Source organism: Azospirillaceae bacterium, assembly GCA_028283825.1.
In the GTDB taxonomy this organism is placed as follows: Bacteria; Pseudomonadota; Alphaproteobacteria; order Azospirillales; family Azospirillaceae; genus Nitrospirillum.
Genome location: JAPWJW010000005.1, coordinates 371,094 through 393,492, shown reverse-complemented (window position 1 = coordinate 393,492; position 22,399 = coordinate 371,094). Strand labels below are relative to the sequence as shown.

Annotated in this window: 19 protein-coding genes; 7 read left to right on the top strand and 12 right to left on the bottom strand. The window is 65.9% G+C overall.

Translation table 11 applies throughout. The annotated features are described in order from the left end of the window. Window positions 1–53: 53 nt before the first annotated feature. Both PW843_28325 and PW843_28320 read right to left on the bottom strand, forming a co-directional pair. Window positions 54–626, bottom strand: coding sequence for a hypothetical protein (locus PW843_28325; GenBank protein MDE1150473.1), 573 nt, complete (start codon window positions 624–626; stop codon window positions 54–56). 64 nt (window positions 627–690) lie between these two features. Beyond that, entirely contained in the window at window positions 691–1,170 is a 480-nt protein-coding gene (locus PW843_28320) for a winged helix DNA-binding protein (GenBank protein ID MDE1150472.1), read from the bottom strand. Window positions 1,171–1,271: 101 nt separating this feature from the next. On the opposite strand from PW843_28320, the gene PW843_28315 reads away from it, so the two are divergent. Beyond that, a complete protein-coding gene (locus PW843_28315; GenBank protein ID MDE1150471.1) occupies window positions 1,272–1,646 on the top strand; it encodes a nuclear transport factor 2 family protein in 375 nt (124 codons plus the stop codon). A 171-nt stretch (window positions 1,647–1,817) separates the two neighbouring features. Here PW843_28315 and otsB read toward each other — a convergent pair whose 3' ends face one another. From otsB to PW843_28270, 9 genes are all read right to left on the bottom strand, one after another. Continuing rightward, entirely contained in the window at window positions 1,818–2,609 is a 792-nt protein-coding gene (gene otsB / locus PW843_28310) for a trehalose-phosphatase (protein MDE1150470.1), read from the bottom strand. Window positions 2,610–2,613: 4 nt separating this feature from the next. Next, window positions 2,614–4,569 carry a trehalose-6-phosphate synthase gene (locus tag PW843_28305; GenBank protein MDE1150469.1) on the bottom strand — a complete coding sequence of 652 codons (1,956 nt, stop codon included), beginning with the start codon at window positions 4,567–4,569 and terminating at the stop codon, window positions 2,614–2,616. A gap of 289 nt (window positions 4,570–4,858) precedes the next feature. Continuing rightward, a complete protein-coding gene (locus PW843_28300) occupies window positions 4,859–7,027 on the bottom strand; it encodes an amylo-alpha-1,6-glucosidase (protein ID MDE1150468.1) in 2,169 nt (722 codons plus the stop codon). A 40-nt stretch (window positions 7,028–7,067) separates the two neighbouring features. After that, window positions 7,068–8,165, bottom strand: coding sequence for a glycosyltransferase family 4 protein (locus PW843_28295; GenBank protein ID MDE1150467.1), 1,098 nt, complete (start codon window positions 8,163–8,165; stop codon window positions 7,068–7,070). A gap of 659 nt (window positions 8,166–8,824) precedes the next feature. Further along, window positions 8,825–9,325: a helix-turn-helix domain-containing protein gene (locus PW843_28290; protein ID MDE1150466.1), complete on the bottom strand. Its 501-nt coding sequence runs from the start codon at window positions 9,323–9,325 to the stop codon at window positions 8,825–8,827. 89 nt (window positions 9,326–9,414) lie between these two features. After that, complete coding sequence (locus tag PW843_28285) at window positions 9,415–9,711, bottom strand: hypothetical protein (protein ID MDE1150465.1); 297 nt, start codon at window positions 9,709–9,711, stop codon at window positions 9,415–9,417. A 10-nt stretch (window positions 9,712–9,721) separates the two neighbouring features. Beyond that, window positions 9,722–11,155 (bottom strand): MBOAT family protein, encoded by a 1,434-nt coding sequence (locus tag PW843_28280; GenBank protein ID MDE1150464.1) that lies wholly within the window; start codon window positions 11,153–11,155, stop codon window positions 9,722–9,724. 15 nt (window positions 11,156–11,170) lie between these two features. Further along, complete coding sequence (locus PW843_28275) at window positions 11,171–12,562, bottom strand: SGNH/GDSL hydrolase family protein (protein ID MDE1150463.1); 1,392 nt, start codon at window positions 12,560–12,562, stop codon at window positions 11,171–11,173. Window positions 12,563–12,567: 5 nt separating this feature from the next. Then, window positions 12,568–13,479, bottom strand: coding sequence for a DUF459 domain-containing protein (locus PW843_28270; GenBank protein MDE1150462.1), 912 nt, complete (start codon window positions 13,477–13,479; stop codon window positions 12,568–12,570). Between the two features lie 546 nt (window positions 13,480–14,025). Here PW843_28270 and PW843_28265 point away from each other — a divergent pair. Both PW843_28265 and PW843_28260 read left to right on the top strand, forming a co-directional pair. Further along, entirely contained in the window at window positions 14,026–14,577 is a 552-nt protein-coding gene (locus tag PW843_28265) for a hypothetical protein (protein ID MDE1150461.1), read from the top strand. Window positions 14,578–14,782: 205 nt separating this feature from the next. Beyond that, window positions 14,783–15,457: an SH3 domain-containing protein gene (locus PW843_28260; GenBank protein ID MDE1150460.1), complete on the top strand. Its 675-nt coding sequence runs from the start codon at window positions 14,783–14,785 to the stop codon at window positions 15,455–15,457. Between the two features lie 86 nt (window positions 15,458–15,543). Here PW843_28260 and PW843_28255 read toward each other — a convergent pair whose 3' ends face one another. Further along, window positions 15,544–17,910, bottom strand: a complete 2,367-nt coding sequence (locus PW843_28255) for a glucan 1,4-alpha-glucosidase (protein MDE1150459.1) — start codon at window positions 17,908–17,910, stop codon at window positions 15,544–15,546. A gap of 280 nt (window positions 17,911–18,190) precedes the next feature. Between PW843_28255 and PW843_28250 the strand changes: the two genes are divergently transcribed. From PW843_28250 to PW843_28235, 4 genes are all read left to right on the top strand, one after another. Then, window positions 18,191–19,300 carry an alpha/beta hydrolase gene (locus tag PW843_28250; protein MDE1150458.1) on the top strand — a complete coding sequence of 370 codons (1,110 nt, stop codon included), beginning with the start codon at window positions 18,191–18,193 and terminating at the stop codon, window positions 19,298–19,300. A gap of 3 nt (window positions 19,301–19,303) precedes the next feature. Further along, window positions 19,304–20,242 carry a hypothetical protein gene (locus PW843_28245; GenBank protein MDE1150457.1) on the top strand — a complete coding sequence of 313 codons (939 nt, stop codon included), beginning with the start codon at window positions 19,304–19,306 and terminating at the stop codon, window positions 20,240–20,242. 720 nt (window positions 20,243–20,962) lie between these two features. After that, window positions 20,963–21,904 carry an ImmA/IrrE family metallo-endopeptidase gene (locus PW843_28240; GenBank protein MDE1150456.1) on the top strand — a complete coding sequence of 314 codons (942 nt, stop codon included), beginning with the start codon at window positions 20,963–20,965 and terminating at the stop codon, window positions 21,902–21,904. A 6-nt stretch (window positions 21,905–21,910) separates the two neighbouring features. Then, complete coding sequence (locus PW843_28235; GenBank protein MDE1150455.1) at window positions 21,911–22,384, top strand: DUF4411 family protein; 474 nt, start codon at window positions 21,911–21,913, stop codon at window positions 22,382–22,384. Window positions 22,385–22,399: the final 15 nt, after the last annotated feature.

The following is a 22,399-nucleotide window of genomic DNA, read 5'->3' as shown; positions in this document are numbered from 1 at the left end:
TGCGAACCAATACTTGCAGCACCTGAGTATTGCGTTCTGAGTTCCTGTGTTTCCTATTCCGTCGATAGGTTGCGCGTGCCTGTATACACGTAGCCGGAATTTTCGAGGTCCAGGAAGACAATATTTGAAATTGGCCCCGATTCGACGCCGGGCAGAAGTGTATCAGCCTTCCGTTCCGCATCGGGGAGAGAAGGCTCGGCAACAACGATCCGGACACGCTTTTTCAGAAGCGCATTGACCATTCCGATATTCGGATTGTCATTCCCGCCATGGGCCGCCCCATAGGATTGGGAATTCAGCGCCGTTTGCGTCCGGGCGCCGTGCAGAACGATTACGAACCTCAAATTCTCCGCCGGGACGCCGGCCGCCTCGTACATCGCCTGGAACGCGGCCACTTCGCGAAGACTGGAATCTTGGCCATCTTCCCCGACCTGCGAGTTCGCATCGAACACAAACTTGTAGGTCGTCGATGGTACCGGCGTGATCTTTTCAGGAAGGGCGCTTTCCGCCAGTACCTGGGGACCATAGCTCGCGGCGATGGCCAAAGTCAGTATCGCAAGAACCGTCCGGCGCATGCGCCGCGCCCCAACCAGCACCACACCTGTCAACACAGCCCCACCCATCATTCGGCCAAATCGCACAGCGATGAGTATTGCACTTGCGACGCAGTTTCAATGTCCACTTGAAGGCTCAGTCCCCCTTCTCGGAAATTGATGCGCTGGGCGATGCTTCGGTGCTTGTGACCCGGTCGAGGTTCGCGATCAGGCGCGTGAGCAGATTGACGAGCGTCCCGGCCTCCTCATCCGTGAAGTTACCCAATACCTCACGATTGCCCCGGAGCAGGACCGCAACCGCATCCGGCAGGCGCGCCTCCGCGCGCGCCGTCAGCGTGATGCGGCTGCTGCGCCCATCGTCCGGGTCAGGGGCACGTTGGATCAGCCCGTCCCGCTCCATGCGGGCGAGCATCTGCGCCATTGGCGGCTGCTCAATCTTGGCGAAGCGGGCGAGGTCCCGTTGCGTGCTGGCCCGACCGTCCCGAAGGGCGACCAGCACGGGCAGATGCCCGACGCCGAAGCCAAGCGGCTTGAGCCGCGCTTCGCTGAGACGGGCGAATCCGCGCGCCGCTAGGCTGATCAGGTGACCCGGAGTCAAGAGGACATCCCCATCCATAACGCTTCCCCTTGCCTTCGTGGTCATGCAGATATATATGTGCATATATAAATGATGCCCCCCCCGGACGCAATGCCGGCGCCTGTCAAAGGGAGAGATCAATGGATCGTGATGTCGAGCTCCTCAAGCGTCTCTATGATCGCTTCAATGCGCGGGACATCGACGGCGTGCTGATCGCCCTCGCCGACGACGTCGCCTGGGCCAACGGCATGGAGGGTGGCCACGTCCATGGCCGGGAGGCCGTTCGCGAATATTGGACACGCCAATGGGCCATCGTGAGCCCACGCGTCGAGCCGGTCGGCTTTCATCGGACTGCGGATGGCGCCATCGTCGCGGAGGTCCGGCAGTCTGTCTTCGATCTGGAAGGCAGACCGCTTCAGGGACAGACGCACGGTCTTAAAGACAAGACGCTCGCCCACGTTTTCCGCTTGCGAGAGGGCAAGGTGGTTCGCTTCGATATAGGGGATGCCGGCTAATACCAAATTGCGTTGAGTTGAACTCAACGCAATTTGGTATCGGCGGCGACCGCCGCCGCGCGCCGTAAGGTGCGGAAGCCAAGCCGCCGGATGGCGGCGCCGGCGCCTGAGGGCGATGAGCCTGACCGTAGGTCGGGATCATCGCTACCTGGTATCAGGCCTGGGGGAGGCTCAAGCCTGCGCCGCCTCCTTTACCTCGCGCGCCACCAGCCGGTCCAGCAGGGGGAAGTTGGGATCGCCCAACCAGGCCCGCACCGCCGCCACATCGGACAGGGCGTGCAAGGCGGCCGTCGCCTGTTCCGGCCGGCCGACCTTGATGGCGATGCCGCCCAGATCGTTGACACAGTCGAAGGCGTGTTCGTCCGGCACGTCGTCGCCGATGAAGATGGGCCGCCGGCCACGGAACGTTTCCGTGGCCATGAAGCGGCGGACCGCCTCCCCCTTCAGGGCCCGCGCCGGCATCAGTTCCACGCCGACGTTGCCCTCCACCACCCGATAGCCTTCGGGCAAGCCCGGCAGGGCGCCCTTGGCCAGGCGGGTGATGTGGGCCAGCAAGTCGGGGTCGGGGCCGGTGTGCAGGGCCAGGACCGGCCCCTTGCGTTCGATCACCAGGGTGCGGCCGAAGTCGGCCTCCATCCGCCGGGCCAGGTCGGCCAGGGCCGGCGGCTCGGGCGCCGCCACGGCCGGTTCATCCGGTGACAGGCGGATCTCCAGGCCGAAGATGCCGCCGGCGCGCAGCACCATGGGCTGGAACAGTTCATCGATGGAGGCCAGCGACCGGCCGCTGATCACGGCCACGGCGCCATCCAGCTGCCGGTCCAAGGCCAGCAGCAGCTGGCGCAATTCATCATCCACCGACACGGCGGTGGGGTCCTTCTGGTGTTCCAGCAGGGTGCCGTCGATGTCCAGGAACACGGCCCAGCGATCCCCCACCTTGGGGGCGGCGGCGACGGGGGCGGTCATGGTGTCAGAGATGCTTGGGCTCAACGGTCTTTCCTTTTCCCATGCCCACCAGCCGCACCACGTTGCGGCCCAGCTGACGGCCCGAGGCGGCAAAGCCCGAGGCCCCCGCCAGGGAACGGTTGCGGGACTGCTTGGCCAGCTTGGCCGTGACGTGTTCGGTCTGGTGGCGTTTGCGCAGGCGGACACCGTCCATCAGCAGGTTGCCCGCCCAGCGGTAGATGTTGTTCTCCCGCACGGTCTCACGCATGCGGCGCATACGCTCACGCTGCTCCTCGGCCGACATGGTCAGGCCGCGGGCCAGCGCGTCGGCCATGCCGCAGGTATCATAGGGGTTGATGATGATGGATTCGGGCAGTTCGCGTGACGCGCCGGCGAAGCTGCTGAGGATCAGCACGCCCTGTTCATCCTCACGCGCCGCCACGAACTCCTTGGCCACCAGGTTCATGCCGTCGTGCAGGCTGGTGACCATGCAGAGGTCGGCGGCGCGCAGCAGGCCGTAGACCTCATCCTTGCCGTAACTCTCATTCAGCATGTGGATGGGCTGGTAGCCGTCGTGACCGTAGCGGGCGTTCAGTTCGTCCACGTAGTCCAGGCATTCGCGCTGGCACTGCTGATAGGCCGGCAAGGCGGTACGGCTGGGGGCCGCCACCTGCAGGACCACCATGCGGCCGATCCATTCCGGATGGGCCTTGAACAGTTCCTCCACCGCGCGGAAGCGGTCGATGATGCCCTTGGTGTAGTCGAACCGCTCCACCCCCACGCACAGCTTCACGCCCTGGGGCAGGTTGAAACGTTCGAACACGGCGCGGCGGCAGGCCGGCACCGGCGGCTGGTGTTCCAGCGAGGCCGGCGGCCATTCCACCGAGATGGGGTGGGCGTTGATGTGGGTGGTGTGCCCGCCGAAGGTGATGGCGGATTCATCCCGGTCCACCCGGCTTTCCAGGAAGCGGTCCACCGTGTCGATGAAGTTGTTGCAGTAGTACGGAATGTGGAAGCCCACCACCGAACTGCCCAGCAGGCCGTCCAGGATGCGCTCCCGCCACGGGCAGATGCCGAAGATCTCCGCGTTCGGCCAGGGGATGTGCCAGAAGGTGATGATGATGGCGTTGGGCAGCCGCTCGCGGATCATGCGCGGCAGCAGGGCGAAGTGGTAATCCTGGATCAGGACCACCGGCCGTTCGTCCCGCGCCTCCTGCACCACCACGTCGGCGAAGCGGCGATTCACCGCCTCATACACCGCCCAGTCGTCGGCGCTGAAGCTGGGCCGGGTGAAGGCGACATGGCACAGGGGCCACAGCCCGTCGTTGGAGAAGCCGTAGTAATAGTGCTTCTCCTCATCCTCCGTCAGCCAGACGCGGCGCAGGGTGTAGGCGGGGTGGTCGGGCGGCACCTGGATGCGGTCCTTGGCGTCCACCGTCCGCCGGTCGGCGCTGCCGCTGCCATGCGCGATCCAGGTGCCGGAACAGGTGCGCATCACCGGATCCAGGGCCGCCACCAGGCCGCCGGCCGGTGCGCGCAGCCTGACGCCGCCGTGACCGTCATCGTCATGGATAAAAGGCTCGCGGTTGGACACCACGATCAGTTGGGCGTCCGTCAGCTCGGTCTTCAGCAGGCGGCGCAGGGTGTCGGGCGTCCAGGTGCTCAGGCCAAGGCGGTCGGCGGCATCATGGGGGGCGGTGGCCTGCACCGCCTGCCGGGCGGCGCGATGGGCCTCATTCGCCCGGCTGACGGCATGGTGGCCGCCGGTCTGCCGCGCCTCCCGCACCACACGCCGCGTTTCCTCATAGCTGGGGATGACCGCCTCATCCTCGAAACGGCGTTCCGCCCGCCCGCGCCGTCCGCGCAGCAGCAGGACGCCGGACAGCCCCAGCGCCAGAATTGACAAGAGCAGGCTGAAGCCGATCAGGAAGACGGTCACGGTGTTCCGCGTCAGCAGGGCGCCCAGGTCGATGTCCGTCATGGCGTCACACACATACCTTATCGGTTATGAAGCCTATGCCTGGATTTATGATTACAGTAATCAGGGCATATATCGCGGCACCCGAACAGATATAGGCGAATCGCGCCGATCTATTGGTGCGGGCTTCAATATTCATATGGGAATTCTAGAGTCGAGATTGTGTCGAAAACAAGGCAACCGGGACAGGTCGACAACGGCAAAACTGCATAGACCGCCGGGCCCACCACCAGCGGCGGTAGCCGCACCCTCAAGCCTACGCCCTAGATCGTCCGGAGATTGAGGGCATCGATCAGGACCGCACGATCAGAGGCACCAGACCCTCCTCATGATCGGCGATGGAGGCGATGACCTGACCGCCCATGCGCTGGAACGACAGATCCACGGTGTTTTCCCCCACCGTCACGCGGCGCACCGTCAACTGGTCGATACCGATGGGCAGCTTGGGCCGGTTGACATGGATTTCGCCCCGCCAGCCATCGACCTCAATGCCCAGGCAGGCCTGCAGCAGCATGAAGACGGAACCGGCGGCCCAGGCCTGCGGCACGCAGGCGACCGGGTAGGCGATGGGGGTTTCGCCCTGGGTGCGGGGGAAGCCGCAGAACAGCTCCGGCAGGCGCATGCCGAAACGCACCGCCGCCTCGAACGTGTCGCTCATCAGCCGGATGACGCCGGTGCGCACGCCGTAGCGCGCCAGGCCAGCGGCGCAGATGGCGGTGTCGTGCGGCCAGACGGAGCCGTTGTGGTAGGACATGGGGTTGAAGGCGACCTCCGTATCCGCCAGCGTGCGGATGCCCCAGCCGGTGTGGAAGGCGCCGGCCAGCAACTGGTCCGCCACCCGGTGCGCCCGTTCCGGCGACGGCAGGCCGACGAACAGCAGATGCCCGACGTTGGAGGCGCGCACGCGGCAGGGCCGCCCCTTGCCGTCCAGCGCCAGGGCGTAGAAACCCATGTCCTCCATCCAGAAGTGGGTTTCGACGGCGTGGCGCAGCGCCTCCGCCTTATGCTGCCAATAGGCGGCCTGCGCATCCTCCCCCCGGCGGAAGGCCAGGCGGGACAGGCCGCAATAGGCGGCGTAGACGTAACCCTGCACCTCGACCAGGGCGATGGGCCCCTCCGGCAGGCTGCCATCGGCATGCTGGATACTGTCGAAGCTGTCCTTCCAGCCCTGGTTGGCCAGGCCGGACTCCTCCGCCCGCTGGTAATCGACGAAACCGTCGCCGTTCTGGTCGCCCGCCCCCTCCATCCAGGACGCGGCGGCGCACAGCGATGGCCACAGCTGGTCGATGAAGGCCATGTCGCCGGTGCGGTCGGCATAGACCGACGCCAGGTAGATGTAGAGCGGCGTGGTATCGACGCTGCCGTAATAGCGGCCGAAGGGCAGTTCGCGCAGCACCGCCATTTCGCCCTTGCGCGTCTCATGCAGGATCTTGCCGGGCTGCGCGTCGCTGAAGGGGGCGGTCTCCGTCGCCTGGTGGGTGGCCAGGAACGCCAGCACGCCGCGCGCCAGGCGCGGGTTCAGCCACATCATCTGCAGGGCGGAGATGATGCCGTCGCGCCCGAAGGCGGTGGAGAACCAGGGGATGCCGGCGTAGGGGTAAGGACCTGTCGCCAGTTCGGTGGTCAGCAAGGCGGTGTCGGCCTGGGCCCGCGCCAGCCAGTCGTTGAACACCCGGCCGCTGCTGTAGACGCTGGCGCCCCGCCGGCGCTTGGTGCGCATCTCCAGCCGGGCGCGCACGGCGGCGGCCCGGAAGCGCACGCGGCCGGGCGTGGCCGTGCGTTCCGTTCCCACCTCGATGTACAGCACGTGCTCGCCCCGCGTCGGCAGGGTGATGTTGAACTGGGCGCGGTCGCCCTGAAGCCGGTCCGGCACCTGGGAAAAGGACAGCGCGGCCGTGCGCACCACCTTGTCCAGGCCCTCGTAGCTGAGCGTCACGCCATCGCCCGACAGTTGGGCGTCATGGGTGCGGCCGCGCAGTTGGCGGGTGGAGCCCCGCACCTCGAACATGTCGCGGAAGTCGGCGGTGAAGTTGAACGCCAGCGGCACGACGATGTCGCTGCCGCCGAAGTTGGACAGCGTCACCCGCTCATACAACCGGTTCTGCCACAGGATACGGGTGCGTTCGATATGGATGACACCCCACAGCGTCATGCCGCCACCGGGGGCCGGCATGGGCACGTTGGTGCTGTTGGCGGTGAACAGGATGTTGTCCTCGCTGAGCGAGGCGCCCAGCAGCGACGGTTCCTTGTCACCTATGCGCAGCTGATAGCGCGACAGGATGCGGGTGTCGTCGACGAACAGGCCGTCGCCCTGCCCCTGGATGTCGCCGTGGGCGTCGGCCACGACAAAGCAGTCGCCATGTTTCAGAGCGAACAAGCGGAAGGTCTCTCGTGGGCCGCCGCCATCGGGACCGGCCAGGCCGATGGCGGGGTCGAGCTGTCGTTCATCTAGGGCTGCCATTGTGGTCCCGCAGTCCTTTCAGGGTGTTGGAAGGCGAAGTTCAGGGGGTGGGACGGGCAGCGGCCGGTGCCAGGAAACCGGCAGAGGCACCGGCCGTGCCGGACAGCAGCGCGGTGTAGGCCGCCACGTAATTGCGGGCCATGGCGGTGACGGAGAAGCGTTCCTCGAACACCTGGCGGATGCGGGCGCGGTCCAGGGTGCGGGCCTGGGCCACGGCGTCCACCGCCTCCTCCACCGAGTTCACGACGAAACCGGTGACACCCTGGTCGATGATCTCAGGCATGGCGCCATTATCCCAGGCGATCACCGGCGTGCCGCAGGCGAAGGCCTCGATCACCACCAGGCCGAAGGGCTCGGGCCAGTCGATGGGCATCAGCAAGGCCGCGGCATCGCCGAGGAAATCCGGCTTCTGCGCGTCGTTGATCTCACCCACGTGCTGGATGGCCCGGCCGTCGATGCGGTCCTTGATCTCCGCCTCGAAATAGGCGCGGTCATCGTCACCCACCTTGGCGGCCATCTTCAGGTGCAGGCCGGAACGCTCGGCGATGTCGATGGCGCGGTCCGGCCGCTTGTCGCGGGAAAAGCGGCCCAGGAAAGCCAGATAGTCGCCGATACCGCCGGGACGGCCCTGCGGCGGGCGGTACAGGTCCGGCGGCAGGCCGTGATAGACCGTGGCCAGCCAGTTGGCATTGGCCAGCGGCCGCCGCTGCCGGTCGGAGATGGAGATCATGGGATAGCGCGGCCACAGATCATAAGCGGGCGCCAGGTCGACATAGTCCAGCCGGCCGTGCGGCGTCGTCACCGTGCGCTGCGCATGCTCCTGGAAAAAGGGGAAATGCATGAAATGGCTGAGGTGGAAGTGCAGGACGTCGAACTCATCCGCCCGCCGCCGCACCTGTTCCAGCATGGCCAGATGGGCCGCCACCGGCGATTTCAACGGCGCGTCGTCCAGCCACAGCGCCTTGGGCCGCATGGGCACCAGCGTCGCCTTGGTCTTGGACTCCCCGCTGGCGAACAGCGTGACGTCGTGGCCCAGGTCAACCAGGGTATCCGTCAAATAAGATATAACCCTTTCCGTACCGCCATAAAATGTGGGTGGCACGGATTCATAAAGGGTGGCGATTTGCGCAATTCTCATCGACGGTTCTTCCCCAGATCGATGACGGAATTTCCAACGCCACGACGGTGATTACTGACCGCCTGCCGCTGAAAGGACAGCGACAACGGTAGCATCGCCCAAGGGAGGCAACCATAATTCTTAATGAATAGGCGATGGGTCCGAAGCGAAGGCGTTCGCTTTCAGACGCTTAGGCTAGGCCCCCCAGCGAAAGGCCCCATGATCCGAAAGCGGAAGCGGGCCGGACTATCCGGCCATAGGCCCCACCTTATCGTTCCGCCACCGTACCGCCGGGAAAACGACAATCATGATCGCCCCGTTATGGTCGATCAGGGTGAAGAAGGGCATTAGCACGCCAGACTGGAAATACGCGCCTTTATAAGGCTGCGGCTGCGATCATCTTATCTTTGTGCCGCCAGAATTCCCCGAACCGCCCATGACATCAACAGAAACACGAATGATATAAAAAGAAGACCCAATATAATCAATAAACCTTGGTCATTATTCTCCTCAAGGCACAGGACCACCTTTCTCGCAAAACCGAAACCCAGCAATCCGAAACCATAGGCCGCCAAAATGAGCGCATTTATTATTATCAGAAAAGATGAGAATAAAATAAGCCGCGTGAATGAATTGTGGACATTCTCTTTCCCAAATCGCATCGACCAGAACCCACGCGATTATACGGTCTTTGCCAACTTGGCACGGGCGGCGTAACGCTCCCGCAGGGCGTCGTCGGCGCCGGGGCCGGGCACCAGGCGAAAGTCGCGGCTGGTCGCGGGCTTGCCGCTGACGCGGTCCACCAGCATCAGGTCGGCCGGCTGGCCCGTCTGGGTGTCGACCAGTTGCACCGTCGGCCCCTCGGGCGAGAAGTGGCGGTTGCCCCAGTCCATCAGGGCCAGCGTGACCTGGCGGAAGTCGTTCCCCCGTTCGGTCAGCACGTACTCGTAACGTGGCGGACGGGCGTTGTACTGGCGCTTTTCCAGCAGCCCGGCCTCGACCAGGGCGGTCAGGCGGCGGGTCAGCATGTTGGGCGCGATCTCCAGGCTTTTCTGGAACTGGTCGAAGCGCGTCATGCCATGGAAGGCGTCGCGCAGGATCAGGATGCTCCACCACTCCCCCACCCGCTCCAGGCTGCGGGCGATGGGACAGGTCAGGTCTTCAAAACTTTTACGCTGCATCAGGGGCCTCGGGGCCGGCGGACGGCGGCGCCATCCAGCTATCATCCTGCAACTTTACGGCCCCGGCAGTGGGCTGCGCAAGGCTTGCCCTAAAAGCGCAAGTTCTGGAACCAACGGAACAGGCCCTGCACGCCGTCGAACAGGGCGCCCAGATGCAGGCGGTCCATCATGTCCTGCCAGGCGCCGGTCCAGGTGGACAGCTGGTCGGTGAAGCCGTTGATGGGCAGGGCGCCGGTCCAGTCGGCCAGGGGCTTGGCCCCCAGCAGCAAGGCAACCAGGGCACCGGCGGCGAGCGATACGGCGACCGGCACCGCGCGGGCGGGTGCGGCCCCCTCGATCACCTCGGCGGGGTTGTAGCGGGGACGGACGGGCGGGATCACGGTCACGGGTGCCCCCTCAGAACTGGAAATAGATGAAGGGTGCCACGCCCTCGGGCGCGCAGGCCTGGATCAGCACCAGCCCCAGGCCCATGGCCGCCCCCTTGACGGCCAGCGGCACGCGGACCAGAGCATCCTCGATGCGGGCCAGGCGGTCGGCCGGCAGGAACTGGCTGGCCATGGTGCCCGCGACCAGCAGCAGGGTCAGCGGCGTGGCCGCCCCGGCCACCTGCCCCCAGCGGCCGAAGCCCGCCAGGAAATGGCCGGCCACCTCCAGCGACGGGGCGCGGAAGAAGATCCAGGTCAGGCAGACGAAGTGGAAGGTGGCGACGATGGCGGCCACCCGGGCCCAGCCGCGGAAGGGCGGCGCCTCCCACTCACCAATGGTGATGGCGCGAAGGCGGTTCACCAGGAACTCCACCACCAGCATGCCGCCGTGCAGGGCGCCCCAGATGACGAAGGTCCAGTTGGCGCCGTGCCACAGGCCGCCCAGCAGCATGGTGATCATCAGGTTGCGGCAATGCTTCCACGTGCCGCCCCGGTTGCCCCCCAGCGGGATGTAGAGATAGTCGCGCAGCCAGGACGACAGCGAGATATGCCAGCGCCGCCAGAAATCCCGCAGCGAGGCGGAGCGGTAGGGCTGGTCGAAGTTCTGCGGGAAACGAAAGCCCAGCAGGGCCGCCAGGCCGATGGCGATGTCGGTGTAGGCGCTGAAATCGCAGTAGATCTGCATGGCGTAGCCGTAGGTGGCCAGCAGCAGGTCCAGGGCGCCGTACTTGTCCGGGTCGAAGAACACCGGATCCACCAGGTCGGTCGCCAGGTAGTTGGCCACCACCACCTTCTTGAACAGCCCGCCCAGGATCAGCAGGTAGGCGCGCGTGGCGCGGATGTCGTCCGGATCCGGCCGGGCCGCGATCTGCGGCAGGAAGTGGGAGGCGCGGACGATGGGCCCCGCCACCAGCTGCGGGAAGAAGGAGATGTACAGCACCAGCTGCATCAGGCTGGCCGGCCGGGCCAGCGTGCCCCGGTACAGATCCACCAGGTAGGAGATGCCGTGGAAAGTGAAGAAGGAGATGCCGATGGGCACCAGCACGTCCAGGAACCGCACCTGGACATGGGCGCCCAGGATGGTCAGCACGTCGTTGGTGGTGGCGGTGGCGAAGTTGGCGTACTTGAAGAAGGCCAGCACGGCCAGGTTCACGGCCACTGCCCCGCCCACCACCCACTTGCGGCGGCGGGGATCGGCCTGGCGCACGATGGCCTGGCCCGCCAGCCAGTTGAACAGGGTGCTGCCGCCCAGCAGGAACAGATAGCGCCAGTCCCACCAGCCATAGAAAAAATAGCTGGCGGCGGACAGGAAGGCCACGCGCGACCGGGGCCAGCGCACCAGGGCCCAGGCGACGGCGAAGACGACCAGGAAGAACAGGCCGAAATTCAGGGTGGGAAACAGCACGACGGAACCCGCCCCTCAGTGTGTCGATGTGCCGGCAACGCCGGCTGCGGCAGCGGTGGCGAGCGGCGCCGTACCCGGCTGGACATACCCCTGGTACTGGTCCATCAGCCAGGCGAAGAAGGCGTTGGCCGTCAGGGTGTAGCCTTCCTGCGTCAGGTGCACATGATCCGGCCGGCCCAGCGGCACCGGCTGGCGCACCCAGCGGTCCATGCCGCAGGCGCCCGGCATCACCTGCGACCAGTCCCAGAAGACGTAGCCGCCCTTCCTGGCGCCGTCGGCCTGCAAGGCCCGCACCCGGCCCAGCATGGGGGGCGTGTACCAGGCGCACTTGTTTGCGGCGGGCTGCGTCTCCTGGCAGGGGAAGGCCGCGTCCTTGTCCGCCACCTTCTTGCAGGCCGGCGATTCCGCCTGGCCGTCCAGGGGGCCCAGCACGATGGTGGCCACCGGGCCGGCATTCACCCGGCGCAGCGCCGCCTGGAAGCGTTCGTTGTAGGCCGCCAGATCCAGGCTGCGGTCGAAACCCTCATTGGTGCCGTAGGCCAGGATGACCAGGTCGGGATGGCGCTTGGCCAGTTCCAGCGCCACGGTTTCCGGGTTCCAGCGGTCCATTGTGGTGAGGCGGGCGCCGACCACGCCGGCGCTGTCGAACACCACGCCGGGCGTGGCGCGGTCCAGCGACCAGCCGGCGATGTCCACCGGCCGGGCGTCCAGCGCCACCAGCTTCAGCACCTGGGCCTTGCCGGCGGTGGGCAAGGTGATCCAGTCGGCCTGGCCGGTAGGGCCGCCGGTGGGGATCTGCTTGACCACGCGGTCGTCGATCAGCACCAGCAGGTCGCCGCCGCCCGGCTGGCGCACCACGGTGACGCCGGCGATGTCGAAACCCAGGCCGTCCTTGGGTGTGACGCTGATGGCGGCCCCCCGCGACCGGCTGCGCGCCAGGAAGCCGGTGATGCCCCAGCCGGGGGGCGGCTGGTCGCTCAGGCTGTTGAAATACTGCCACTTGCCGTCCTGGCCCACGGCCACGTCGGCGCGGCGCGAGCCGATATAGGGCTTGCCCGCCGGCATGTAGCCGGGACCGGCCGACCCGAACCGTTCCTGCAAGGCGTCGCGCAGGCGGGTGGTGAAGACACCGCCGGCGGTGTGACTGTCGCCCAATTGCACGATATCCACCGTGCCGCCGTGCCCCGCCTCGATGGCGGCCAGGCGCTGGAACAGGCGTTCAAAACCGGGATTGCCGTCATAGGGCGACGGCACGCGCACCGGCAGCGCCTTGGGCAGGGTGGCGGGACCGGCGGCGGCGACGCGGGTGGCCGGCACGGTCGCCGAAGCGGTGCCGGCCTTGGGCGCACCGCTGCAGGCGCCGGCGGCGGCCAGCATGAACACCAGGGGGATGAAACGACGGCGCATGGCGCTCAAGACTGCTTGCGGAGCGTAAGGACGGGCGCCGGCATGGGAACGGTCAGCGGCGGGGCGGCCAAGGGCGGGGCCAGCGGGCCGATCCGGGGACCGATGGTCAAGGGGGCGGCGATGGGCGTCATGCTGGGCTGGGCCGGGGCCGCGATGGGACCGGCCATGGGGGCCGCCACCGGCTTAATGGGCACCGGGGTGGGGCTGGCATCCGCCTGCCGGGCGATGCGGGTCAGCACCTTGGACGCCAGCAACTGATAGCCGTAACCGGTGAAGTGGATGCCGTCGTCGGAGCGCAGCGCCTGGCTTTTTTGGCGCGAATCGTCAATGCGCAGCATGAAGTTGCCATCCGGGTCCAGATAGTCCTGGTAAGTGGGCAGGAAGATGGCGCCGTACTTCTTGGCCTCCGTCTCATAAAGGCCGGTCATGTACTTGGCATCCTCATTGGTTTCCGGCTTGCGCATGACGGGCAGGCCCAGCCACAGGGTGGTGACGTGATGGTCCTTCAACGTCTGCAGCAGCCAGTCGATGCGCTGGGTGTAGACATTGGTCCAGCCCGGCGACTTGAACAGATAGCCCCGGCGATTCTCATCCCGCACGCCCTGCATGTCGTTGGCGCCGAACATGACGACGGCGAAGCCGCCGTCGCCCGCCTCTTCAATCTGGCGGGCGGTTTCCGTGCGCCAGTTGGCGTAATCCGGCCGCGTCAGGCCGGAGCCAAGTTGCGAATGGCGCACCAGATGGGTCTGCGGCGACGACTTCAGATATTCGTACAGCCCGCTCCACACCCCGTCGGCCAGGGAATCGCCGTACACGGCAACGGTGCCGGATGGCGCCGACGGGGCATCGGCCCGCGCGCCCGCGATGGCATCCGCACAGAGAAACGCACTGAAAAGAACCAACAACAGGCGTTTCATCACCCGCCCCCGCACTGCCTGAAATACCATGATCCGAAAATCTTGGAACCCCCAAGCCCCCAGGCCTGGCGACGGTGGCAATATCACCGTCCGCCCTGTCATAGCCGGACTCCCCCTCGCCTGTCACGCGCGGCCTGGGCAACCCCCGGCGGTACGGCCGTCAACTTGCCCAATCGGTTGCAAAACTCCGCCTTTTGGACGCCATTCTTTAGGCACAATGGGCGGGAGAATAAGGGGGTGTCTTTGGTTTATAATGGTTTTTGAAGATACCCGTCGCCAGCCGGTGCGCTCCGCACAGGTGCTGGGGGACGGGGTCGGCCTTGAACGAGAAAGGTCTTAAAAAAATGCGCCGTCTTCGCCTCATCGCCGGGCTGTTCGCCGCCCTGGTCGCCCTGCCCGTCGCCGCCAAGGCGGAATACGCCTACACCCAGGGCGGCACCACGCTGCGCGCCGGGCCTGGCGGCGGCTATCCCGCCATCGCCCGCCTGCCGCCGGGGGTGGGGCATCAACGTCTATGGCTGCCTGTCCGGCTGGTCATGGTGCGACGTGGACTTCCAGGGCTACCGCGGCTGGCTGTACGGCGGCGACATGCTGTACCCCTACCAGGGCAACCGCGTCTTCCTGCCGCAATATGGCGGCGTGATCGGCCTGCCCATCATCACCTTCTCCTTCAACGATTACTGGGGCCGCTACTACCACGACCGGCCCTGGTTCAACGACCGGGGACGCTATGCCCGCATCGCCCCGCCCCGCGCGCCGGCCTGGCGCGGCCATCCCGGTTTCGATCCGCACGGCCCCGGCGGCGGCCATGGTGGCCCCGGTCCGGGTCGGCCCGGCCCGGGCCCGGGCGGCCACCCCGGTGGCAACCCCGGCGGCGGACATCCGGGCGGCAACCCCGGCGGCGGACATCCGGGCGGCAACCCAGGTGGTGGCCACCCGGGCGGTAATCCGGGCGGCGGTGGCCATCAGGGTGGTGGACACCCGGGTGGTGGCGGTGACCACGGTGGCGGCGGTGACCACGGTGGCGGCGATCACGGAGGTGGCGGCCATGGCGGCGGCGACCACGGCGGTGGCGGCGACCACGGCCCGCACCGCTGATCCGGTGACAGGATGATTTGAGGAAGGGCGGCCCCAACCGGGGCCGCCCTTTTTCTTGCGCCAATCTTCATGAGGGCCGGCCGGAAAGTCGGGCGTGACCGCCGCGTATCACGGGTGCTGAAGACATTCGGCATCCGGCCCCTTCGTGCCCCCGCACGAGAGGCCGGGACGAAGCCTGTCCCGTGAACGAGAAAGGTCACGAAAAATGCGCCGTCTGCGCCTTATCGCCGGACTGTCCGTCGCCTTGGCCATCCCCCTGGCCGCCCTGCCCGTCACCGCCCGGGCGGAATACGCCTATACCCAAGGCGGCAGCATGCTGCGCGCCGGCCCCGGCCTGGGCTATCCCATCGTCGGCACCCTGGCCAACGGCACGCCCCTGACCGTCTACGGCTGCCTCGCCGGCTGGACCTGGTGCGACGTCGGGTTCCAGGCCTTCCGCGGCTGGATGCCCGGTGGCGAGATGCTGTACCCCTACCAGGGCAACCGCGTGGTCATGCCGCAGTATGGTGCCGCCATCGGCGTGCCCATCATCACCTTCTCCTTCAACGAATACTGGGGCCGCTATTACCGCGGCCAGCCGTGGTTCGCCGAAAGCTGGCGTTGGAGCGGCGGCCCCCATGGCGGTCCGCACGGTGGCCCCCATGGTGCGCCCCCGGGAGGATGGAACGGCCATGGCGGCGATCCGCATGGCGGGGCCCCTCAAGGCGGTGGCCAGAACCATGGCGGCGGCGATCCCCACGGTGGGGGCGGCGGCCAGGGCAACCAGGGCGGAGGAAACAGCCAGAACGGCGGCGGCGGCGGCCAGGGGGGCGGTGGCCAAGGGGGAGGCAGCCAGGGTGGCGGTCAAAACGGCGGCGGCGGCCAGGGCCCGCACCCCTGAACCATCGCATGACGTGCTGACGCGGGAACGGGCGGTCTGGTGATTGGCTGCGGCGGTAACTGAGCACCACCGCAGCCCCCTATCCCTCACGGCTTGAACGCGTAGCGCACCGCCACCGGGGCATACAGGTCCCACACGCCACCGTCATGCAGGGAACGCAGCAGCTTCACATATTCGGCGTGCGCCCAGGCCAGCGGGGTGGCGCTGTCGGTGCCGGCACCGGGCTTGTAACCGCGCCCGCCGTCGCTGCCCACACCGTCCCACACCTGTTCCGGGATCATCAGTCCCTGGTTGGCGAAATGCTCCATGGCGCGGACATAGGTGGTGCGGATGGCCGCCACCTCCGCCGGCTTGGTACCGCCGGGCTTGGCCGCCGCCAGCGCCAGTTCATAATGCCCGCGTTCCCCCGTCAGCAGGGGCCAGACGCGGCCGCGCTGGGTCGGGCTCATGGCGCCGCTGACGGCGTAGTTGGCGCCGTTGGTCCGATCCTCGCCATAGCCGTCGTTGCCATAGCGCCGCCAGCCGGGATAGGCCGCCGCGTCGCCATCGAAGTGGAAGGTGTACTTGAGCCGCAGGTTCTCCGGCAGCGCCTCATTATCCAGCACCGACAGGCTGGACTTGATCACCGGATCGGTGGGGGCCCGCACGCCGTAGCGCACCAGTTCCAGGAAACCGGCGTCGGCGTAGGCGTCCTCCGTCAACGCCTGCTGGCCGTTGCGCACCGCCAGCGGCGTGTGGGCGTTGGGCTGGCCGGTGGGCGCGATGCGCAGATAGTAGGCGACCTTGGAACCTTTCGGCGCCAACTGGCCGTCGGTGGTGACGGTCGCGGCATTGAGCCCGGCGGAGTACTTGTCGGCAGCCGCGTAATAGCGCTTCACCGCCGCCTCATCCCCCGCCTGGCCGGCCAGTTCAGCCGCCGCCGTCAATCCTGAGATCACCGCCGCGGTGGTGGCGGGGGAGTTGCCGCCCTGCTCCTCCCACCGTTCCTGCTGGGTGGCGGGCGGACGGATGGTGTCCTTGTTCCAGCCGATGCCGGCGGTGCCGCCCTTCACCAGGAAGTCGGCGGCCGGCTTCACCATCGCGGGATAGAGGGCGGCCACGTCGGCGTCGCTGATGACGTTGTTGCGCCACAGGCGCCAAGCCAGCATCAGCGGCATGGCCGTCTGGTCCAACTGCACACCCACCCATTCCGGCGTGCCATCCACATGGGTCTTTTGCAGGAACCAGCCGCCATCGCCATGGTTGCCCGGCGTCTTCGGCCCCACCTGGACGGTCTTCAAATACGCCAGCGCGGCCTTCGGCGTCTCGGTGTCGCCCAGCGCCAGCAGGGCCATGGCACACTGGTAGAAGTCGCGCGGCCACACCGCCTTGTAGCCCGTTTCCGGCTTATCTGCCTTCTGGGCGTCGCCCCAGGGGGCGGACAATGAGGCGATTAGCGCGCCGGGGTGGGTCTTGTCCTCCTGCGCCTTCAGCACCAGCGCGCTGGCGTACAGCAGCCTGCCACCGTCCGTCGCCTCCTTCGCCAGGTCCGGCAAGGCCGACAGGCGGCCCTGATAGCCTTCCCAGCCGGCGTTATAGGCCGCCAGCACGGCGTCGTGCCCACGCTTCAGGGTGGCGTCGGCCGCAGCATTGGCCGCCTGCGCGCTGTCGCCGAAGCCGACGACGATGTCGAACGTCGCCTCCCCCGTCACCGGTGCCAGCGCGCCGGCCAGGGCCACATTGCCGGCCTTGTCGCCGGTGGTGATGTAGGCGGCATCCAGCTTGCCGCCCGCCTTCAGTTGCGCCAGGCCATCCGACGCGCCCACGAAACCCACGCTGGCCGCCGTGAAGCCGGTGGACGCCTTCACCACCAGGTGGCGGGCGCCCTCATAGGCGTGCAGGGTGCCCCCGGCCACGTCGGCCCTGTCGCCGCCGCCGGTGCCGGCCATCTGCGGGTCCACCAGCAGGTAGGGCGTAACCGTGCCGCCGCCCTTGGCCCGCACCGTCACGCGCACCACCAGGGTATCGGCGGCGGGGTCGGTGAAGATCTGCTTCTCGATCTCGTACTTGCCGTTTTTGGCCTTGTTCACGACCCTGTAAGCCAGGGAGCGGGGGCGGCCGGCGGCATCCACGTCGAGATAGCTGGTGGCGCTGTCGGTGTCCGCATCCTCCACATCCAGGAAACCGCCGCCCTGGATGGCCAGCTTCAGCTCACGCAATTGCACCTCGTGGATCAGGCCGTACATGGTCTCCGTCACCACGCCGTGGGCCAGAGAGAACCAGACGCGCGACGGCACCGCCTTTTCCGGCCGGGCGCTGTACGCGTGATAAGCCGTGCCGATGCCGGTCTTGCCCGCGTACGCCCCCGTCGCCGCCCGCCCCGGCGCGCCCGGCGCCACGTCGGCGAAGGCGGCACTTCCCAGCATCGTGCCCGCCAGCAGTGCTACGACACAGCCCGCGCGCGTCCATCCCATCGTCTTGTTGCTCGTCATTTCATCACCAGGCTTGAAGACCAGGGCCCTACTGTCCCCCCAGGGCATACGGCATGGCGTCCTGAATACGTATGGGAGGGGCCGGGCGAAAGGGGGAAATACGTATGGTGGAACGCAGAAGGACGGCGCAGGGCGGGGATGCGTTTTCAAGGACGGCCCAGCCCGTGAAGGTCTCCTGGCCCCCACCGTTAAACCCAAACCGGCGTCTGTTGCGACGGATGTGGCGGGTGTCGGACCAACAACTGGGAAATTTGGTGTGAAGATGATGAGCGGCAGCGGCAACCAACCAGCCCTTCAGCGGCCAAACCGACGGGGCATACGGGCCATCATCGGGGCGATGCTGGCGGCAATCGCCCTGCTGGTCGTCGTCGGCGTCGCGGTGCCGTTCGTCAAGCTGGCCACCTACACCGACCCCTACCGGGCCAAGGTGGCGGCAGCCGGCTATGTGCCCAAGACCGTCCAGGTCAACCAGGTCACCCTGAGTTATGTCGAGGGGCCGGACAACGGGCCACCGCTGGTGCTGCTGCACGCCCAGTTGCTGGACTGGTACAGCTACAGCCGCGTGCTGCCGGCCCTGGCCAAGTCTTTCCACGTCTATGATGTGGACTATCCCGGCCACGGCAAGACGGTGACGCCGGCGGATTACCCCATGACCGCCAACCGGATCGGCGCCGATCTGGGCGATTTCATCCAACGGCAGATCGGCCAGCCCGTCTTCATCACCGGCAATTCGTCCGGCGGACTGCTGACCACCTGGCTGGCGGCCAACCGGCCGGAACTGGTGCGGGCCGTGGTGCTGGAGGATCCGCCCCTGTTCTCATCCGAATATCCCCGCATCCAGCGCACCATCGCCGACCGCGCCTTCATCACCAGCTACACGGCCACCAAGGATCATCCAAAGGACTTCCTGCTGTACTGGATCCACGGCAACGCGCAGTTCTTCCGCAACAATGTCGGCCCAGGCATCCCCTTCCTATTGACGGTGGCGGTGCGGGCCTATCGCTGGACCCATCCGGGCCAGCCGGTGGATATCGGCCTGCTGGGCAACGACACGGTGCGCATGCTGGTGCGCGGCCTGGGCGAATACGACCCGCGTTTCGGCGCCGGGTTTTATGATGGCAGCTGGAACCGGGATTTCGACCATGCCGAGGCCCTGGGCCGCATCACCTGCCCCACCTTGCTGATGCAGGCCAACTATTCCACCCTGCCCGACGGTACCCTGGACGGCGCCATGGGCAAGGACGACGCCGACCGGGCCATGTCCCTGCTGAAAAACGGCACCTACGTACGGGTGGACGCCACCCATGTCGTCAACCTTGCCAAGCCCACAGAGTTCGTCAAAATCCTGGAGGGCTTTTTCCAGGGGAAATGAACCATGCCCCACATCCTGGTCGCCACCTTCAACGGCGGGCTGTTCCGCGTCACACCCGAGGCGGCCATGGTGGAATTCACTGGCCGTTTCGTCCGCAGCCTGACGCCCGACGGCAAGGGCGGCGTGCTGGCCATCGCCGACGGCAACCGCCTTTACCGCCGCTCACCCGAGGGCGCCTGGGCGGTGATCGCGCAAAGCGACCATGAGCTGGCCTGCTGCGTCGCCGTGGGTGAGGTGATCTTCGTCGGTACGGAGGACGCGCGCCTGTGGCACCTGGATGCGGACGGTATCTGGCATCATCTGGACAGCTTCGACGATGTGGAGGGCCGCGACACCTGGTATGCCGGCGCCATGCTGGTGGACGGGGTGCTGCGCGGGCCGCCGCTGGGCGTGCGCACCCTGGCGGTGACCTGCGACGGCGCCGCCCTGTTGGCCAACGTACATGTCGGCGGCATTCCGCGTTCGGCCGACGACGGCCAGACCTGGCGGCCCACGCTTCCCGTCGATTGGGACGTCCACCAGGTCAACGCCCACCCCACCCGGCCGGACCTGGTGATCGCGGCCGCCGCCGCCGGCCTGTGCCTCAGCCGCGACGGGGGCGCCACCTGGACCCTGGAGCGACGCGGCCTGCACGCCACCTACGGCTCCGCCGTCGCCTGGGGACGGCATGATTTATTCGTGGCGGCCTCCACCGACCATTTCTCAGCGCAAGGCGCCCTCTACCGCCGGCCGATCGACAGCGATGGGCCGCTGCAGCGGGTGGGCGACGGCCTGCCCCCCTGGCAGGACGGCATCATCGACAGCGACTGCATCGCCACCCGCGGCGCCCTGGTCGCGATCATCGACCGGGCGGGCCGCCTGTACCTGTCCCAGGACGACGGCAATACCTGGACGGAACTGCCCCACCGCATCCCGGGGCCGATGGGGCTGCACATTTTGTAAGCACATCAGAGCTTAGGGGTTGCCTAAAACACCCCGGCAACTCTTACCAATCCAAAGAGAGTATCTGGTTTTGCGTGGGATGTGCTTGTCGGCGCGATTGGGCACTGGCGGTCGAGACTTCGCCGGCATCGATTGGGCAGCCCCTAGCCGACCTGAACAGATGGAACCATAAGCAGTGGCATATTGCGAATCAGCACCGGCATGAGTCCGGAATAGGTGCACCCAACGCATTGATGAATCAGTAGAAGTATCATTCGGAGCGGGACCCGATCGAGCCCCCTTTCTCCAACCTCTCAATTCCTTCAATATGTTGCTTATGTTTCGCCCGGATCTCCACTTAGGCCCTGGTTTGGTTTAAAATCAGCAAAAGCTGGACACCCTGCATCACAACGCCCAAGAAGATATCGGTGGCGGTCTAGCTGGCACTTTCAATGCCGATGAGATGATAGAAGCGACGAACCATGGCTAGCATTAGGGCCATCGTAAAACCGGAACTTCTCGCCTGGGCTCGAAAACGGGCAAAGGTGAAGTCGGAGGATGCAGCAAAGGCAGCTCATATTACTGTAGAGCGCCTAACTGCATGGGAAGTCGGGGAAGAAGCCCCGACTGTGGCACAGCTTCGCCTCCTAGCCGCAAAGTATCAATTTCCTCTGGCCGTGTTCTATCTGCCAGAGCCACCGAACGACTTCGCCCCGTTGCGCGACTTCCGACGCCTACCCGATGTGGAAGACGAAGAGATTGGGGCCAAATCTGGCTTTCCATATCCGTGCGGCCTACGAACGCCGGGAGCTAGCCTTAGAGCTATTCGAGGCCCAAGGAACTAAGCCGGAAGCGTTTCCCCTCAAGGCGACGATCAAAGATGATCCGGAAGAGGTTGGCCGGCAGATCAGAACCCTTCTGGGCGTAGACGATGATAACCAGAAGCAGGCAGCACGGAACGCCTTCGACTTCTGGCGCCGCCGGATGGATGAGCACAATATCCTTGTGTTCGTGGTCAGCGGCCCTCATCGGGCGGTCGAATTATCGCAAATGCGCGGCTTCGCAATCGCCGGCACTGAATTCCCCGTAATCGTGGTGAACGGCCGCGACTACAGCCAGGGGGGAAAAGCCTTTACCCTATTGCACGAGTTAGCCCACATCGCTCTGGGTGAAAGCGCCATTTCGAATGGCGCTGCCGAAGACCTAAGCAGCAGTCCGGAGGAGCAGCAGATCGAACGTTTCTGCGATGCCGTCGCTGCAGCCGCTCTGATGCCCAAGCGTCTGTTAACCATAATGGCCCAGAGTTTCCCTGCCGGCGTACGAGAATGGACCGATGCTGAGCTACGCAGTATTGCGGGCGCAATCGGCGTTAGTCGTGAAGCTCTGTTGATCCGCTTTGTTACCCTGAAGCGGGCAACCTGGGACTTCTACCACGAGCAACGGCAGCGGTTTATTGAGGAGTACCGTCGCCTAGCTGAAGAAAGAGCCAGGGAAGACAAGAAGCCCACACCGATTAAACGCAGCGTTATGCTTATGAGTTGGAATGGCCGTGGATTCACGCGCTTGGTACTGAGTAGTTATTATAATCGCCGAATCACACTGAACGACGTTGCTAGCTATTTGGGAGCAAAGATAAATCATATTTCGGCGCTTGAACGTGCCGCCTTTCAAATGGCGGAGTAAATGTGAATGCCGATGGCGATCTACTGCGTCGATACCAGTTCTTTAATCGCCGCCTGGCAGGAGCGATATCCCATTGAAAATTTTCCGTCCTTTTGGCGAAAGATTGAAGATCTAATCAAGGGCGGCCGTCTCGTTGCTCCTATCGAAGTTTTACATGAAACCTCGAAGCGCTCTGATGATTTGTATGCCTGGCTAAAAGCGAGGAACACGGCCTTTTACGAATTGGACGATGAGGTGCAAGTTGCTGCGGCTATGGTCCTGGGTCGTTTCCCTCGCCTTGTAGGCGAAAGGAAGTTGCGCACCTCAGCCGACCCGTTTGTGATCGCCATGGCTCATGTCCAAGAACTGCAAATCATCACTGATGAGAAACCGACTGGATCACTAGCCCGCCCCAACATCCCAGACGTGTGCGCCGCGATGGGTATGACTTGGTTTGGTCTCCTGGAAATGATCCGGGCCGAGAAATGGGTGATCGGTTAGTCGAGCGTACGCGAG